This window comes from Aeromonas sp. S18(2024) (genome assembly GCF_041402525.1).
GTDB lineage: Bacteria > Pseudomonadota > Gammaproteobacteria > Enterobacterales > Aeromonadaceae > Aeromonas > Aeromonas enteropelogenes.
Map to the genome: position 1 here is coordinate 180014 of NZ_JBGLQV010000008.1, position 16315 is coordinate 196328.

Sequence of the window (16315 nt, forward strand, 5' to 3'; positions counted from 1 at the left end):
GTTTTTATGGTCCGGAGTCATAAAAATGGGCCTTAGATACCTGTCTGAGTCACTTTCTTCTGATAAATTTCAGTACTCCATTATGAGATCTGGTTCAATCAGGAGTACCCAGTGAATAAAACCATGAAGTTCGGGGTTATCGCCTCCGTCGTGCTGCTATCAGCCTGCGGAGCAGAACAACAGGAGAAGGCGCAGCCTGGCGTGGTTTCGCTGCGGCTTATCCAGACCTCCGACATTCACTCCAATGTGCTGGGGTATGACTACTACCAGAACAAGGAAGATCGCAAATTCGGTCTCTCCCGCACCGCCGTGCTGATCCGGGAGGCCCGCGCCGAAAACCCCAACAACCTGCTGCTCGACAACGGCGACCTGATCCAGGGCTCGCCGCTGGCCGACTACATCTTCGAACAAGCGGGCGAGGGCTACCTCGACAAGCAGGCGCATCCCGTGTTCAAGGCGATGAACGAACTGGGTTATGACGCCGGCAACCTGGGCAACCACGAGTTCAACTACGGGCTGGATTACCTCGGCAAGGTGCTGCAAGGGGCCAAATTCCCCTACGTGAATGCCAACGTGTTCGCGGCCGATGCCTTCAAGCGAGATGGAGAGGGCAAGATCGACTGGAGTGGCAACAAGTTCACCCCCTACCTGCTGCTGGAGCGTCAGGTGACCGATGACAAGGGGCAGCAGCAGACCGTCAAGGTCGGCATTCTGGGGCTGACCCCGCCGCAGGTACTGCAGTGGGACAAGCGTCACCTGCAGGGCAAGGTGGTGGTGGCCGACATGGTCGAGACCGCGAACCACTACATTCCCGAGCTACGCGCCAAGGGGGCCGATCTGGTGGTCGTGGTGGCGCACACCGGCATCAATGCCGGCAGTTACGAGGCCATGATGGAGAATGCCGCCTGGCACCTGGCCAAGGTGGAAGGTATAGATGCCCTGATGCTGGGTCATGCCCACAAGAACTTCCCGGGGGATTTCCCCAATCTGCCGGAGGTGGACAACCAGGCCGGCACCTTGAGTGGTGTGCCAACCGTGATGCCGGGCTTTTGGGGCAATCACCTCGGCATCATCGATCTCAAGCTGGAACAAGTGGATGGCAAGTGGCAGGTGAAGCAGAGCCAGGCCAGCCTGCGCCAGATCGATGCCAGCGAAGGGAGCAAGGTGGATGCGCGAGTCACCGAGCTGGTCAAGGCAGACCATGAGGGCACCAACCAGTGGCTGGATCGCCCTCTTGGCAAGATCACCAACCCCATCCACAGTTTCTTCGCCTTGGTGCAGGACGATCCCTCGGTGCAGCTGGTGAGCGATGCCCAGCGCCGGCATGCCGAACAGTTGCAAAAGGATGGCCTGCTCAAGGAGCCTTATCCAATCCTCTCGGCGGCGGCGCCGTTTCGTGGCGGGCGCAATGGCATCACGGACTTCACCTATGTGCCGGCGGGGGATATCTCCCTGCGCAACGTCTCCGATCTCTACATCTACCCGAACACCTTGCAGGTGGTCGAGGTGAACGGGGCCACCGTCAAGGAGTGGCTGGAGATGAGCGCTGGCCAGTTCAACCGGGTGGATCCCGCCAGCCGCGAGGTACAGTGGCTGGTGAACGAAAGCTTCCCCACCTACAACTTCGACGTGATCGACGGGGTCAGCTACGAGGTGGATATCACCCAACCCGCCCGTTACAACAGGGAAGGGGTCAAGGTGAGCGAGGGTGAGCGGATAGGCAAGCTGACCTTCAACGGCAAACCCGTCGATCCGGCCCAGAAATTCTACGTGGTGACCAACAACTACCGCGCCAGCGGTGGCGGCCACTTCCCGGGTGTGGATGGTGGCAATATTGTCCACGAAGACCCCTTCGAGACACGTGAAATTGTGGCCCAGTACCTGAAGTCACGTTCGGCCAGCCAGCCCCAGGGCTTCAGTCCGGTGGCCGACAACAACTGGCACATGAAGGCGTTGCCTGCGGGCGTCGATGTACGCCTCTACTCCTCTCCCCGCGAGGAGGCCAAGGCGGTGGCTGGGGCGGATCTGGCCTATCAGTCCACCTTGCCGATGGATGATGAGAAGCATCCCGGTTACGCCATCTACCGTCTGGTTCGCCAGTAACAGGGCATGGCCGGAGACAGAGTTCGGCCAGTAGAAAACAACATGCCAGCCCGTTTGTCCGGGCTGGCATGTTTCGTTTCCGTGGCCGGGTCAGACCCGGAACTGGGAGAGCAGGCTCTGTTGCTGCAAGCTGACCTGATGGAGGGAGGAGGCGATATGCAGGCACTCCTGGGCCTCCTGCTCGCCGGTTCTGGCTTGCTGGCTGATCCCCGATACCTTGTCGGAAGATCTGCTCAGGGTGAGCGAGAGCTGGCCGGTGGCATCGGCCACCTGCTGCACCATGGTGGCCAGCCGGTCGATGGCCTCTTCCACCCGAAACAGGATCTGCCTGGTATTCTCGGAATCCTGCATCCCTGACTCTACCGTCTTCATGTTGCGCTGCATCATCAGGTAGGCCGTCTCCGTCTGCTGCTGGATGCTGCTGATCACCTGGCTGATTTCGGCGCTGGAGGCAGCTGTGCGGCTGGCCAGGGTACGCACCTCGTCGGCCACCACCGCAAAACCGCGACCCATTTCTCCGGCCCTGGCGGCCTCGATGGCGGCGTTGAGGGCCAGCAGGTTGGTCTGCTCGGAAATACCGCTGATGGTGGAGATGATCTGGCCGATCTGGCCCGCTTGCTCCTTGAGGGAGTTGATGGCAATGGCGCACTCGCCTACCTCCGTCACCATGCGTTGCATGCCCGTAGTGGCGGACGCCATATACTGGCTGCTCTCGGCGGTCAGCTGGCGCACGTCGTTGGCATTCTGGGCGGCCATGCTGCAGTTGTCCGAGATGTGAGTGGCCACTTGCACCATCTGTTCGCTGTCCTGATGCAGCGCCTGGGCGTGTTCCGCCGTCTGGCGGCTGCTCTGGCTGATGGCTTCGACCCGGTTGACCGAGGTGTGCACGTGCTCGCTGATGTGTTGGTTGTTGTCCATGGTCGAACTTATCATCTGCTGCAGCTTTTCGATGAAGCGATCCACGCTGTTGGCCAGCGAGCCAATCTCGTCATCCCGCTGCAGGTTGATGCGTACGTTGAGGTCTCCGTCCCCTGCCGCGATGTCCTGCATCCGCCTGTCGACCTGCAGCAGCGGGGCCACCAGTGTACGGGTCAGCCAGAACCCGCAGAGGATGACCGCAATCAGGCTCAGCACCAGACCGGTCAGCAACAGGCCGTGGGTATGGCCGATGATGTCGTGCAGCCGGGCGACCTGATCTTCCACGGTGGCGTCCCCCTGGGCTTCGATATCAACCAGCTGTTTTTGCAGCTCATCGGCACTGGCCTCGTAGCTGGCTTGCTGGATTTGATAGGCGCTCAGGGCCGAAGTCCAAGTCTCCAGCAGTTGATGATGCCGTGACATCAGAGTGCGGTACTGGCTGGCCAGCGACTGGCCGGCAAATTCGCCGCTCCCTTCGCTATCGAACAACCCGGTGGCCAGCATGCGGTCAACGGCGCTCTGATAGAAATCGGTCGCCTCCTTGAGCTCTTCCCTGATGGCGGAGGTGACGCCCTGGCTGCGCATCTTCTCCAGTGCATAGAGTTGGCGCAAAAAGCCGATGTTGGCCTCCATGCCGCCATCGGCCGCTTCCCAGCGGGTGGCAAGGCCGCCATTCCAGCTGATGAGCTGGTCGGGAGACTGGGTGAGCGCCTCGACGGCGCCATCGCCGATCACTTCCAGCTGGGTCGAAATACGTTCCATGCGCTCGGCGTTATCCCGCAGCGCCTTATCCACCTCGATATAGCTGTCATGGAGGCCCAGCAGTTTTTCCTGTTGCTGCTGATACTCCTGCTTGCGCTGCGTCATGGCGGCGATGGCGCCGTCGTCGATCAGCTTGCCCTGGGCGACCCGGGACAGGGCATCGTCGGCGGTGGCCCTGGCAGCATCGAGGGCCGGACGATCAAGGGGTGTGCCGTTTTGCATCTTCTGGATATGGAGTTGCTGGTTGCCCAGTTCGATGGAGCCCTCCATGGCGCCGTCCGCGGTTTGCCAGGCGGCGCCCAGCACGTAGGAGAGCAGTGCCTCCAGCCGCTGGCTGCCATACCAACCCGCAGCGCCCATACCCAGGGTGCAAGCGAGCAGTATGGTGAGCGCCAGGGTGAATGTGGTGACAATTTTCATCTGATGCCTTCCTTGGTATCGACACTGGATCGAACAGAGTTCCGAACGGATTCAGTGTAGTCGTTTATGTTCCGGCACAACGCCTGCGGCGTGGCAGGGATCGCCCGTGCCTTGTAACCAATAAGGAAAGCATGGTGGTGAAAGGCATAAAAAGCCGCTCTGACCACCCGGTGGTGTAAGGCCTATGCTGGATACTTATCCAGTTATTCTTTATGCTATGAACCAATTTTTGAATCGTCGTATTGGTAAGGAGAGAGCCGTGATCGGTCGCTTGAGAGGCATTGTCATTGAAAAGCAGCCCCCCGAGGTTTTGCTGGAGGTTGGCGGGGTCGGCTACGAGGTGCAGATGCCCATGAGCTGCTTCTACGACCTGCCGGATATCGGCCAGGAGGCGACCATCCAGACCCATTTCGTGGTGCGTGAAGATGCTCAGCTGCTCTATGGCTTCAACCACAAGCAGGAGCGAGCGCTGTTTCGCGAGCTGATCAAGACCAACGGCGTGGGCCCCAAATTGGCGCTGGCCATTCTCTCCGGTATGACTGCCAGCCAGTTTGTCCTGTGTGTCGAGCGCGAGGAGATAAGCTCTCTGGTCAAATTGCCCGGGGTGGGCAAGAAGACGGCGGAGCGGCTGGTGGTCGAGATGAAGGACAGGCTCAAGGGCTGGGTCAGCCACGATCTCTTCTCGCCGGCGGCCGTGCCCCTGCCTGCCAGCGAACCGGCCCTGCGGGCGCCGGATGCGGCAGAAGAGGCGGCCAGCGCGCTGGTGGCCCTTGGTTACAAGCCACAGCAGGCCAGCCAGATCGTCAGCAAGATCGCCGCCGATGGCATGTCGGTGGAAGAGATCATCCGTGAATCCCTGCGTAGTCTGGTGTGAGGTAGTCGATGATTGAAGCGGATCGTCTCATCTCGGCAAGTGCCGCCCGTGAGGATGACATTATCGATCGGGCCATTCGCCCCAAGAAACTGGCCGATTACACAGGCCAGGATACCGTCTGCGAACAGATGGAGATCTTCATCGAGGCGGCGCGGCAACGGGGAGAGGCCCTCGATCACCTGCTGATCTTTGGCCCGCCGGGTCTGGGCAAGACGACGCTGGCCAACATTGTCGCCAACGAGATGGGGGTGAACATCAAGACCACCTCGGGTCCGGTGCTGGAAAAGGCAGGCGATCTGGCGGCGCTGCTCACCAACCTCGAGCCCAACGATGTGCTGTTCATCGACGAGATCCACCGCCTGAGCCCTGTGGTGGAGGAGGTGCTCTATCCGGCGATGGAGGATTACCAGCTCGACATCATGATAGGGGAGGGGCCGGCGGCCCGTTCCATCAAGCTCGATCTGCCCCCCTTCACCCTGATTGGGGCCACCACCCGGGCCGGCTCTCTCACCAGCCCGCTGCGGGATCGCTTCGGCATCGTCCAGCGGCTGGAGTTTTACAACGTCAAGGATCTCACCGACATCGTCTCCCGCAGTGCCCGCTGCCTGGGGCTCGACATGTCGGAGGATGGTGCCATCGAGGTGGCCCGTCGTTCTCGCGGCACCCCACGAATTGCTAATCGTTTGTTAAGGCGGGTGCGGGATTTTGCCCAGGTCAAGTCTGACGGCAAGATTGACGGCCCCATTGCAGCCCGTGCCATGGACATGCTGGACGTGGATAACGAGGGGTTCGACTTCATGGACCGCAAGCTATTGTTGGCTGTCATCGACAAGTTTATGGGAGGCCCTGTGGGGCTCGATAATCTGGCGGCCGCCATCGGGGAAGAGAAAGATACCATCGAGGATGTGCTGGAGCCTTACCTGATCCAGCAGGGATATCTGCAACGCACACCCAGAGGGCGGATAGCGACCACGCGAGCCTATGCCCATTTCGGCCTTCAGCGGCCAGATGAGAAGTGAAAACAGACACTTGATTAGAAAACCGCCGCCAACGGCGGTTTTTTTATTGGCGGGATAAAAAAAAGCCCACGGCGGATGCTGTGGGCAAAGACAATTCAGGATGGATGTTCACAACCAGTGAGTACGTCCGGATACAGACCGGAAAAAAACGAGTGAGCCGTCGCGAGCTCTCAGAGTCGGTTCAATTGATAGAGTTGAACAAAAGAAAGCTTGTAGTAGCTGATGGTTTTAGCAACAAACTTTTTCATCTTCGATTCCAATAAACAGGTTCAAACGGATGGTCGGATACGTACCGTGAACCCTGATTAACCGGCCTGTATCCAAGGGGATGCCCTCACTGCGAGGCGCATTGTAGGAGTTCGAATCAGCCCGGGCAAACAAGAAAAATTGCACCATTCAAATTAGTTTAACTAATGATGAATTTGGCCTGGTTGATTCGCATGAGTATGCATTGTTTGCAGTTTTAAATTGCTTTTTCGAAGCGGCTAGAACAATCCGGATAACATGATAAACATGACCTTGGCTGTTATTTTTAAATTAAACTACAGAGCGAGATGTTAAAAATTTAAATTGATTTAAATCAATGTTTTACATCAAATTGAATTTTGTGATCCAGCTCTCTTCATCGCTTTGTAAATAGTTTAAAGATGCCTTTTGAAGCCATGTATTTGGGGCGCTTTTACATTGATTTCAATCAAATAAAGGTGATATAAAACCACGGTCATCATGGGCGAGAATAAATTCCAGCTGGTTGTTTTAGAATTGTTAAACATTAGCTTTCTTTGTTCTCAGATATTGCCTTGTTGTTAATATTGGTCGTTGGTGAAGGGGTTTTGTTGTGAGGATTTACAGCAAGCTCCATTTGCTAACCCCCAACGGAAGCTTTGTCCCTAAATCTTAAAATAGCCGTGCCAATAATCGGTGAGGAAACATCATGATTGCTGAGCATGTGGTCGACCTATCGCGGTTCCAGTTCGCTGCGACGGCCCTTTATCACTTCTTGTTTGTCCCCCTGACGCTGGGAATGACCTTCATTCTCGCGATCATGGAATCTGTCTATGTTATGACCAACAACCCCATCTACAAGGACATGACCAAGTTCTGGGGCAAGTTGTTCGCCATTAACTTCGCCCTCGGGGTGACCACGGGTTTGACCATGGAGTTCCAGTTCGGGACCAACTGGGCTTACTACTCCCACTATGTCGGCGACATCTTCGGGGCCCCGCTGGCCATCGAAGGGCTGATGGCCTTCTTCCTGGAGTCCACCTTCGTCGGTATGTTCTTCTTCGGTTGGGATCGTCTCTCCAAGCATCAACACCTGGCTGCAACCTGGTTGATGGCGCTGGGGACCAACCTCTCCGCCCTCTGGATCCTGGTTGCCAACGGCTGGATGCAGAACCCGGTCGGTGCCGAGTTCAACTTCGAATCCATGCGGATGGAGATGGTGAGCTTCGCCGATCTGGTGTTCAACCCGGTAGCTCAGGTCAAGTTCGTGCACACTGTTGCAGCGGGCTACACCTGCGGCGCCATGTTTGTACTGGGCATCTCTTCCTACTACCTGCTGAAGAATCGTGATGTGGCCTTCGCCCGTCGCTCCTTCGCCATTGCTGCCGCCTTCGGTATGGCCTCCATCCTCTCCGTGCTGGTGCTGGGTGACGAGTCCGGTTACGAGACAGGTGAAGTGCAGAAGGTGAAACTGGCTGCCATCGAAGCCGAGTGGGAGACTGAACCCGCGCCGGCCGCCTTTACCCTGTTCGGTATTCCGAACCAGGAAGAGATGCGCACCGACTACGCCATCAAGATCCCTTATGCCCTTGGCATCATCGCGACCCGTTCCCTGGACGGTCAGGTGACCGGTCTCAAGGATCTGAAGAGCGAGCACGAGCTGCGCGTGCGCAACGGCATGACCGCCTACGACCTGCTGACCAAGCTGCAATCCGGCGACAAGTCTGACGAGACCCGTGCTCGCTTCGACGAAGTGAAGCAGGATCTGGGTTACGGTCTGCTGCTCAAGCGTTACACCAACAATGTGACCGATGCGACCGAGGAGCAGATCATGGCCGCGGTGGATGACTCCATCCCGCAGGTACTGCCGCTGTTTTTCGCCTTCCGCATCATGGTAGCGACCGGCATGGTGATGCTGGTGCTGATCGGCCTGGCCTTCTATGACAGTGCCCGTCACCGCATCGGCGAGCGCAAGTGGCTGCTCAAGGCCCTGCTGTGGGGTATCCCGCTGCCGTGGATCGCCATCGAAGCCGGCTGGTTCGTAGCCGAGTACGGCCGTCAGCCCTGGACCATTGCGGAAGTGCTGCCAACCTTCGTCTCCGCTTCCAATGTGCCTGCGTCCGAGATTTGGTTCTCTCTGATCGGTATCTGCCTGTTCTACACAGTGCTGCTGATTATCGAGATGTACCTGATGTTCAAGTTTGCCCGCCTCGGCCCTAGCAGCCTGAAGACCGGCAAGTATCACTTCGAACAGCTCAAGGCATAAGGAGAGTAACCATGTTTGATTACGAAACTCTGCGTGTCATCTGGTGGGTGCTGGTCGGTGTGCTGCTGATCGGTTTTGCCATCACTGACGGCTTCGACATGGGGGTGGGCGCACTGCTCCCCTTCGTCGGCAAGAAAGACATTGAACGTCGTGTCATGATCAACTCCATTGCCCCCCACTGGGATGGCAACCAGGTGTGGTTGATCACCGCAGGTGGCGCCCTGTTCGCCGCCTGGCCGCTGGTTTATGCCACCGCATTCTCCGGCTTCTATGTGGCGATGATCCTGACCCTGATGGCGCTGTTCTTCCGTCCGGTCGGTTTTGACTATCGCTCCAAGCTGGAAAGCCCGAGATGGCGCAACAACTGGGACTGGTGCCTGTTCATCGGTGGTGCCGTACCGCCCATCGTGTTTGGCGTGGCGTTTGGCAACCTGCTGCAGGGCGTGCCGTTCGAGTTCAACCAGTTCCTGATGTCCACCTATCACGGCAACTTCTTCGGCCTGCTCAATCCGTTCGGCCTGCTGGCCGGCGTGGTGAGCCTGTGCATGTTCCTGGCGCAGGGCGCAACCTGGCTGATGATGAAGACCGAAGGTGAAGTGCTGGCCCGCTCCCGCACCGCCGCCATCGGCAGCTCCCTGCTGACCATGGTGCTGTTTGCCCTGGCCGGTTGGTGGGTCAGTGGCATGGATGGCTATGTCATCGTCAAGGCCGCCGCGACCGATGCCGTCTCCAACCCGCTCGGCAAGGAAGTGGTGCAACAGGCCGGCGCCTGGATGAACAACTACAGCCTCTACCCGTGGATGGTGGCAGCCCCCGTGCTGGGCCTCTCCATGAGCCTGCTGGTTGCCGTGTTTGCCAAGCTGAACAAGGGCTGGCTGGCGTTTACCTGCTCCTCCCTGGCGATGGCGGGCATCATCCTGACCGCCGGTTTCTCCATGTTTCCGTTCGTGATGCCCTCAAGCCTTGAGCCGTCACAGAGCCTGACCATGTGGGATACCACTGCCTCCTTCAACACTCTGCAGGTGATGACGGTGGCCGCTGCTATCTTCGTGCCGATTGTGCTGGGTTACACCCTCTGGACCTACATCAAGATGTATGGCCGGGTGACCAACAAGCACATCGAAGATAACCAACATTCGGCCTACTAAGAAGGAGCCCTGACAATGTGGTATTTCACCTGGATCCTGGGTCTGCTGCTGGCCTGCGCATTTGGCATCATCAATGCGCTGTGGTTGGAACACACCGAGAACATGGATCGCCAGATCGATGAAGACAAGTGATCGACTCGCCAGGCTGGCCGCTCCCCTGGAGCGCCAACCATGGCAGGGGTTGATGTTGCTGGCGGCGGCCCTGTTGGCCGTCGCTATCTTGCAGGCCCCGAACCTGATCGCGGCCAATACCAGTGAACACGGTCACTGGCTGGCGCCCTGGCTGATGTGGGCAGTCTGTTGCGGCGTGCTGCACGGACTGGGATTCCATCCCCGCAGCCTGTTCGGACGCCTGTTCTTCAACCCCTGGCTCGCCTTGCCCAGTTTGTTGTACGGGCTCTGGTTGATGCAGTCATATTTCCTTTCATAAAAAACGGGGGGAGGCAGGATTTCCCTGTCTCCCCCTGCTTCTTTCCTATTCAGCCCTGCGCTATGATAGCCCCCCATCTGACTGTCGAATGGATCACAGATTGCTATGGGGGAAGTCTTTGAGTTTCCGGTGCGTGTCTACTACGAAGATACCGACGCCGGGGGCATCGTCTACAACGCCAATTATCTCAAGTTTATGGAACGTGCTCGCACCGAGTTTCTTCGTGCCATGGGCGTCGAACAGGACGTACTGCTGCAGGAGGGATTCGCCTTCGTGGTGACTCGCACTGAGATCGATTTCCGCTCGGCGGCCCGTTTTAATGAATTACTGAATGTGTTAACGCAAGTGACTGAAATGAAACGCGCATCCCTGCGCTTTTCCCAGCAGATCCTGGCGGCCGACGGGCGACTTGTCGCCCGGGCCATGGTACAGATAGCCTGTGTCAGTCATCCGCAAATGAAACCTGTCGCAATACCTGAAAATATCAAGGGAGTGCTGTTAAGTGCACGCTGAAATTTCGTTTATTGGCCTGTTTTGGCAAGCCAGCCTGTTGGTCAAACTGGTCATGATCACCCTGATGGGGATGTCCGTGGTCTCCTGGGCGCTGATTATCCAGCGATCCAAGGTGATCAAGGCGGCCAATCTTGCCTCCGAGCAGTTTGAAGACAGATTCTGGTCCGGGGTCGATCTCAATCGTCTCTACCAGGAGTCCTCCTCCCGCCGCGATGACATCGAAGGCATGGAAGACATCTTCTACTCCGGCTTCAAGGAGTACGCCCGTCTGCTCAAGGCCGGCGCCCGTGGCCAGGATGCGGTGATGGATGGTACCTACCGTGCCATGCGTGTCTCCCTTTCCCGCGCGGTGGACGATCTGGAATCGAACCTGCCGGTGCTGGCGACTATCGGCTCCATCAGCCCCTATATCGGTCTGTTTGGTACCGTATGGGGGATCATGAACGCCTTTATCGCCCTGGGTCAGGTGCAGCAGGCGACCCTGCAGATGGTGGCTCCGGGTATCGCGGAGGCGTTGATCGCCACCGCCATGGGTCTGTTTGCGGCGATCCCGGCGGTTATCTTCTACAACCGCTTCTCCAACAAGGTCGAGCGGCTGGAGAACGCCTATGCCAACTTCATGGACGAGTTCTCCACTATTCTGAACCGTCAAATTGCTCAGCAGCAGGGTGATCAGTAATGCAAACCTATCAGCGGATCCGGCGCAAGAAGGTGGCCGAGATCAACGTGGTTCCCTATATCGACGTCATGCTGGTGCTGCTCATCATCTTCATGGCGGTGACGCCCGTGATCACGCAAGGGGTCAAGGTCGATCTGCCGCAGGCTGAATCCGAGCAGCTGCCGGAAGATGCCAAGCCGCCCTTCATCGTCAGCGTCAACACTGACGGTGTATACGTGATCAAGGCGGGCGAGGCGGATGACGAGCCGGTCCCCAGTGGCACGCCCGAGGCGATGCAGCAATACATCACCGAGAAGGCCATGGGCTATCTGGCCATCAACCAGAACGCCCCCGTGGTCGTCGCCGGTGACAAGGCTGTGCGCTACGAGGAGGTGATCCTGTTGATGGTGGCCCTCAAGAATGCCGGTGTGCCTCAGGTTGGTCTGATGACGGATCCGGTGAACTGACGGAGATGGATGTGAAGCGTGGTATTTCCGGTTATCTCGTTGCATCGTTCCTGCTGCATCTGATCATCGGCATCATCCTGTTTGTCGGTCTCGACTTCAGCAAGCCCAAGCGACCCGAGTCAACAGGGCAGATCGTCAATGCGGTGATGCTGGACAGCGAATTCCTGGATCAGCAGGCGAAGCAGATCCAGCAGCAGAAGGCCCAGCCCAAGGCTGCCGAGCAGAAGAAAAAGGAAGAGGCGGAGCAGGCCAAGCGTGAGCTGGCCCAGGAGCAGGAGCGTCTGCGCATCGCCGAGACCAAGCGTAAGGAAGCTGAAGAGGCGACCCGCAAGGCCGAGGCCGAAAAACAGAAAAAAGTAGCCGAGCAGAAGCTGGCGGAAGAGAAGGCCCAGAAAGCCGAGGAAGCCCGCAAGCTGGAAGAGCAGAAGGCCAAGAAGGCGGAAGCCGAGCGCAAGGCCGCGGAAGATGCCAAGGCGCTGGCGCTGAAAAAGAAAAAGGAACAAGAGAAGAAAGAAGCTGAGGAGAAGGCCAAGGCAGAAGAGGCCAAGGCCAAGAAAGCGGAAGCGGAGAAAAAAGCCAAGGCCGAAGCCGAGAAGAAAGCCAAGGCAGAAGCAGAGAAAAAAGCCAAAGCCGAGGCTGAGAAGAAGGCCAAGGAAGAGGCGGCCAAGAAGGCAAAAGCTGACGCAGAGAAGAAAGCCAAGGAGGAGGCCGAGAAGAAGGCCAAGGCCGAGGCTGAGCGCAAGCGCAAGGCGGCGGAAGAGGCCAGATTGCAAAAAGAGATGGAAGCCATGATGCAACAGCAGCTGGCGGCCGAGGCCAATGCCCGCAGTCAGGCGGCATCGGCGGCGGCTCAGGGGGAGGTCGACAAATACGCGGCCCTCATCAAGGCCACTGTTGAGCGGTATATGATTTTGGATCCCACAATGCGGGGCAAAACCTGTACTATCGGTGTACGTCTTGCGAGCTCCGGTTTTGTCATCTCGGTGGATAATGGCCAGGGTGATCCGGCTGTTTGTCGCTCCGGCAAGGCGGCGGTCCTGAAGGCTGGCTCCTTGCCGGTACCCAAGGATCCTGCGGCATTCGAGATGTTGAAGGAGTTCAACCTCAAGTTGGAACCGAACATCTAAACACGGGATAACGGGGTCATTGACTGTGGTGGGCAGCATCTTGCTGACAAAGGAATTGAACCTCTCATTTTTATTGGAACCGAGTATTTAAGCCATGATCAGAAAAGTGTTTTTTGCTTTGGTTGGCTGTTTGTTGCTGGGCCAGAGTGCCCAGGCGGCCCTGGACATCGTCATCACAGGCGGTATCGATAGCGCACGTCCCATCGCCATCGCTCCCTTCAAGTGGGAAGGCAATGGCCAGCTGCCGCAGGACATCGCCGAAGTGGTTTCCAACGACCTGATGCGCAGCGGCAAGTTCAAGCCGCTGGCCCGCAGCCAGATGCCGCAGACCCCGAGCACCAGCGGTGAGATCAACTTCGCACCCTGGGCTGCCCAGGGGGTAGAAGCGGTCGTGGTCGGTACCATTGCGCCGGTCGGGGATGGCACCTACAAGGTCAACTTCGAGCTGGTCGATGTGCTCAAGGGCCAGTTGGCCAAGGCACAGGGCGGTGAAAGCAGCGGCTACATCCTGGACAGCCGGATGGCGACCATCCCGGGTGCCCAGATGCGCCAGTTTGCCCACCGTATCTCCGACATCGTCTATGAGCGTCTGACTGGCGAGCGTGGCGCCTTCCTGACCCGTCTGGCCTATGTGGCGGTCCAGCAGGGTGCCCAGTTCCCGTATCAGCTGCGTATCTCCGATTACGACGGTTACAACGAGAAGACTCTGCTGCGCTCCCGCGAGCCGCTGATGTCTCCCTCCTGGTCGCCGGATGGCAGCAAGCTGGCCTATGTGAGCTTCGAGAACCAGAAGTCCGAGATCTACGTGCAGGATATCTACACCCAGCAGCGCAGCCTGATCACCAGTTTCCGTGGCATCAACGGGGCGCCGGAATGGTCTCCGGATGGTCGTCGTCTGGCTATCGTTTTGTCCAAAGATGGTCAGCCTGATCTCTATGTCGTTGATGTGGCTAGCAAGCAACTCACTCGAGTCACCAATAACCGCACCATCGACACCGAACCGTCCTGGATGCCGGATGGGCAAACTTTGCTGTTCACCTCCGAACGTGGTGGCAAACCCCAGATTTATAGCGTAAATTTGTCGACTGGCGTGACTCGCCGGATGACCTGGGAAGGTGAATCCAACCAGGGGGCATCCATTACTCCGGACGGCAAGACCATGGTGATGGTGACCCGGGTTCAGGGACAATATCGCATCGCACGTCAGGACATGGAAACCGGTGCTCTGTTGGTGTTGACCCAAAGTGCTCTGGACGAGTCGCCCAGTGTGGCTCCCAATGGCAGCATGATCATTTATGCCACCATCTATCAGGGTCGTAAGAGTCTGGCATTGGTGTCGACTGATGGTCGCTTCAAGGCTGTGCTTCCGACCAGTAGCGGTGAAATACGTGCACCAGCTTGGTCGCCCTTCTTGAATTGATAAAAATCCGATTGTTTTTTGTTTTGTTATAAAGGTTTAAGGAAATAGCATGCAACTCAATAAACTGCTCAAGGGTTTGGCCATCGCACTGCCACTGTTCACCCTGGCCGCTTGTAGCTCTTCTTCTGATTCCGACGCCGCTGGTGCCGAATCAGGCATGACCGACGGCATGGGCGGTGTACAAACCGGCGGCGCCAACGGTATGTTGTCCCCGGAAGAGCAGATGCGTCAGAAGTTCGAAGCACTGCAGCGTGACAACGTCATCTACTTCCCGTTCGACGGTTATGACATCCAGGGTCAGTACGCTGATCTGCTGGATGCCCACGCCAGCTACCTGCGTGAGCGCCCGTCCGTCAAAGTGCTGATCGAAGGTCACGCCGACGAGCGTGGTACTCCGGAGTACAACATCGCGCTGGGCGAGCGTCGTGCCAAGGCTGTTGCCAAGTATCTGCAAACCCTGGGTGTGCAGGCTGAGCAGCTCTCCATCGTCAGCTATGGCGAAGAGAAGCCGCTGGATCTGTCTCACACCGAGGATGCCTTTGCCAAGAACCGTCGTGCGGTCCTGGTTTACTAAGGTTTGATTCGGATGAATTTTGTGTATAAGCAAGCGGCCATTTCGATGGCCGTTTTATTTGCAGTCACTGCTCATGCCGCGGCTCCGGTCAGCGATCTGGGCGGTGATTCGAGCGGTGGCGTTATCCTTAGCGGCAATAACGGTGCCATAGTCCCGTCTGGCAGCCTGGAAGACAGGGTTGCCCTGCTGGAGCGCACCCTCAACGCCCGTCTGCGGATGCAGGCCGAGCTGCAACAGCAGGTTGACTCCCTGCAAGGTGAAGTCTCCGAGCTGCGTGGTCAGCTGGAGCAACAGACCTACCAGATGGAACAGTCGCAGGAGCGTCAGCGTCAGCTCTACCAGGAGCTGGACAAGGTTGCCAGCAGCCAGCAGGCCGCTCCAGCAGCCCCTGCCACGCCCGCAACCACTCCCGCAGCAGCGGCCAACTACTCGACCAACCAGGACGAGAATCAGGCCTATGACGCCGCGGTGAACATGGTGCTCAAGGAGAAGAACTACGACAAGGCGATTCCTGCCTTCGAAGGGTTCATCAAGCAGTTCCCGAACTCCAGCTATGTCCCCAATGCCCACTACTGGCTGGGTCAGCTGCTGTTCAACAAGGGTGACAGAGCCGGTGCCACTACCCAGTTTGCCACCCTGGCCAACAAATACAGCAAGTCGCCCAAGCGCGCCGATGCCCTGCTGAAGCTGGGGATGCTGGCACAGCTGGATGGCAAGAAGGCGGAAGCCAAGAGCTTCTATGAGCAGGTGATCAAGGGATATCCCAACACCTCGCCGGCCCAGTTGGCCAAGCAGAGCCTGAGCAAGCTGTAACATTGCCGTATGTTACTGTTTTCGTAACGGTACTGTAAAAACGGCGCGCATTTGTATGCGCAGTGAGCAAACGGATTTAAATTACGAATTTTAGGTTGCACCGGAAATTTAAATCCGTAATATAGGCCGCCGTCAGAGCCGAAGCGGTAACGCGGTCGGAGCTGGTCGTGGTGAGGGTCGTTAGCTCAGTCGGTAGAGCAGTTGACTTTTAATCAATTGGTCGCTGGTTCGAATCCAGCACGACCCACCATTTTCTCCACTAGGTGGAGACAGAATTCCCAGGTCGTTTAGCTCAGCTGGGAGAGCACCTCCCTTACAAGGAGGGGGTCACTGGTTCGAGCCCAGTAACGACCACCAGTTTTAAAAAATGATACAGATGGGTCGTTAGCTCAGTCGGTAGAGCAGTTGACTTTTAATCAATTGGTCGCTGGTTCGAATCCAGCACGACCCACCATCATTTAGCAATATCCCAGGTCGTTTAGCTCAGCTGGGAGAGCACCTCCCTTACAAGGAGGGGGTCACTGGTTCGAGCCCAGTAACGACCACCAGTTTTAAAAAATGATACAGATGGGTCGTTA

Annotated in this window: 15 protein-coding genes and 4 tRNA genes; 18 read left to right on the forward strand and 1 reads right to left on the reverse strand. The window is 57.6% G+C overall.

Annotation, left to right across the window (positions count from 1 at the left end; translation table 11 throughout):
* Window positions 1-123: 123 nt before the first annotated feature.
* A complete protein-coding gene (locus ACB034_RS14885; RefSeq protein WP_371173155.1) occupies window positions 124-2103 on the forward strand; it encodes a bifunctional 2',3'-cyclic-nucleotide 2'-phosphodiesterase/3'-nucleotidase in 1980 nt (659 codons plus the stop codon).
* Window positions 2104-2193: 90 nt separating this feature from the next.
* Here the strand turns inward: ACB034_RS14885 and ACB034_RS14890 are convergent, their stop codons facing one another.
* Window positions 2194-4203 carry a methyl-accepting chemotaxis protein gene (locus tag ACB034_RS14890; protein ID WP_371173149.1) on the reverse strand — a complete coding sequence of 670 codons (2010 nt, stop codon included), beginning with the start codon at window positions 4201-4203 and terminating at the stop codon, window positions 2194-2196.
* Between the two features lie 259 nt (window positions 4204-4462).
* Here ACB034_RS14890 and ruvA point away from each other — a divergent pair, with 259 nt between their 5' ends.
* The 17 genes from ruvA to ACB034_RS14975 all read left to right on the forward strand — a co-directional run bounded on the left by ruvA (window position 4463) and on the right by ACB034_RS14975 (window position 16285).
* Window positions 4463-5077, forward strand: a complete 615-nt coding sequence (gene ruvA / locus ACB034_RS14895; protein ID WP_042070383.1) for a Holliday junction branch migration protein RuvA — start codon at window positions 4463-4465, stop codon at window positions 5075-5077.
* 8 nt (window positions 5078-5085) lie between these two features.
* Window positions 5086-6096: a Holliday junction branch migration DNA helicase RuvB gene (gene ruvB / locus ACB034_RS14900; protein ID WP_042026598.1), complete on the forward strand. Its 1011-nt coding sequence runs from the start codon at window positions 5086-5088 to the stop codon at window positions 6094-6096.
* Window positions 6097-7030: 934 nt separating this feature from the next.
* The gene (locus tag ACB034_RS14905) at window positions 7031-8587 is read left to right on the forward strand and encodes a cytochrome ubiquinol oxidase subunit I (protein ID WP_225633365.1); all 1557 of its coding nucleotides are present in this window, start codon (window positions 7031-7033) and stop codon (window positions 8585-8587) included.
* Window positions 8588-8598: 11 nt separating this feature from the next.
* A complete protein-coding gene (gene cydB / locus ACB034_RS14910) occupies window positions 8599-9735 on the forward strand; it encodes a cytochrome d ubiquinol oxidase subunit II (RefSeq protein ID WP_201941806.1) in 1137 nt (378 codons plus the stop codon).
* A 15-nt stretch (window positions 9736-9750) separates the two neighbouring features.
* Window positions 9751-9867 carry a cytochrome bd-I oxidase subunit CydX gene (gene cydX / locus ACB034_RS14915; RefSeq protein ID WP_026456928.1) on the forward strand — a complete coding sequence of 39 codons (117 nt, stop codon included), beginning with the start codon at window positions 9751-9753 and terminating at the stop codon, window positions 9865-9867.
* Window positions 9854-10165: a cyd operon YbgE family protein gene (locus ACB034_RS14920; protein ID WP_061476408.1), complete on the forward strand. Its 312-nt coding sequence runs from the start codon at window positions 9854-9856 to the stop codon at window positions 10163-10165. The genes cydX and ACB034_RS14920 overlap by 14 nt, the downstream gene beginning before the upstream one ends.
* A 105-nt stretch (window positions 10166-10270) precedes the next feature.
* Window positions 10271-10678 (forward strand): tol-pal system-associated acyl-CoA thioesterase, encoded by a 408-nt coding sequence (gene ybgC / locus ACB034_RS14925; RefSeq protein ID WP_026456926.1) that lies wholly within the window; start codon window positions 10271-10273, stop codon window positions 10676-10678.
* Window position 10679: 1 nt separating this feature from the next.
* A complete protein-coding gene (gene tolQ, locus ACB034_RS14930) occupies window positions 10680-11357 on the forward strand; it encodes a protein TolQ (protein ID WP_216994102.1) in 678 nt (225 codons plus the stop codon).
* The gene (gene tolR / locus ACB034_RS14935) at window positions 11357-11803 is read left to right on the forward strand and encodes a protein TolR (RefSeq protein ID WP_371173150.1); all 447 of its coding nucleotides are present in this window, start codon (window positions 11357-11359) and stop codon (window positions 11801-11803) included. The genes tolQ and tolR overlap by 1 nt, the downstream gene beginning before the upstream one ends.
* 5 nt (window positions 11804-11808) lie before the next feature.
* On the forward strand, window positions 11809-12930 hold the full coding sequence (gene tolA, locus ACB034_RS14940; RefSeq protein WP_223379910.1) for a cell envelope integrity protein TolA: 1122 nt from the start codon (window positions 11809-11811) through the stop codon (window positions 12928-12930).
* Between the two features lie 94 nt (window positions 12931-13024).
* A complete protein-coding gene (tolB, locus tag ACB034_RS14945; protein ID WP_061476402.1) occupies window positions 13025-14350 on the forward strand; it encodes a Tol-Pal system beta propeller repeat protein TolB in 1326 nt (441 codons plus the stop codon).
* 49 nt (window positions 14351-14399) lie between these two features.
* Complete coding sequence (pal, locus tag ACB034_RS14950; protein WP_005313284.1) at window positions 14400-14924, forward strand: peptidoglycan-associated lipoprotein Pal; 525 nt, start codon at window positions 14400-14402, stop codon at window positions 14922-14924.
* Window positions 14925-14936: 12 nt separating this feature from the next.
* A complete protein-coding gene (ybgF, locus tag ACB034_RS14955) occupies window positions 14937-15737 on the forward strand; it encodes a tol-pal system protein YbgF (RefSeq protein WP_185378233.1) in 801 nt (266 codons plus the stop codon).
* A 174-nt stretch (window positions 15738-15911) separates the two neighbouring features.
* A tRNA-Lys gene (locus tag ACB034_RS14960) sits at window positions 15912-15987 on the forward strand.
* Window positions 15988-16018: 31 nt separating this feature from the next.
* A tRNA-Val gene (locus ACB034_RS14965) sits at window positions 16019-16094 on the forward strand.
* A gap of 21 nt (window positions 16095-16115) precedes the next feature.
* Window positions 16116-16191 (forward strand) — tRNA-Lys (locus ACB034_RS14970).
* 18 nt (window positions 16192-16209) lie between these two features.
* Window positions 16210-16285: transfer RNA gene (locus tag ACB034_RS14975), tRNA-Val, on the forward strand.
* The last annotated feature ends 30 nt before the right edge of the window (window positions 16286-16315 follow it).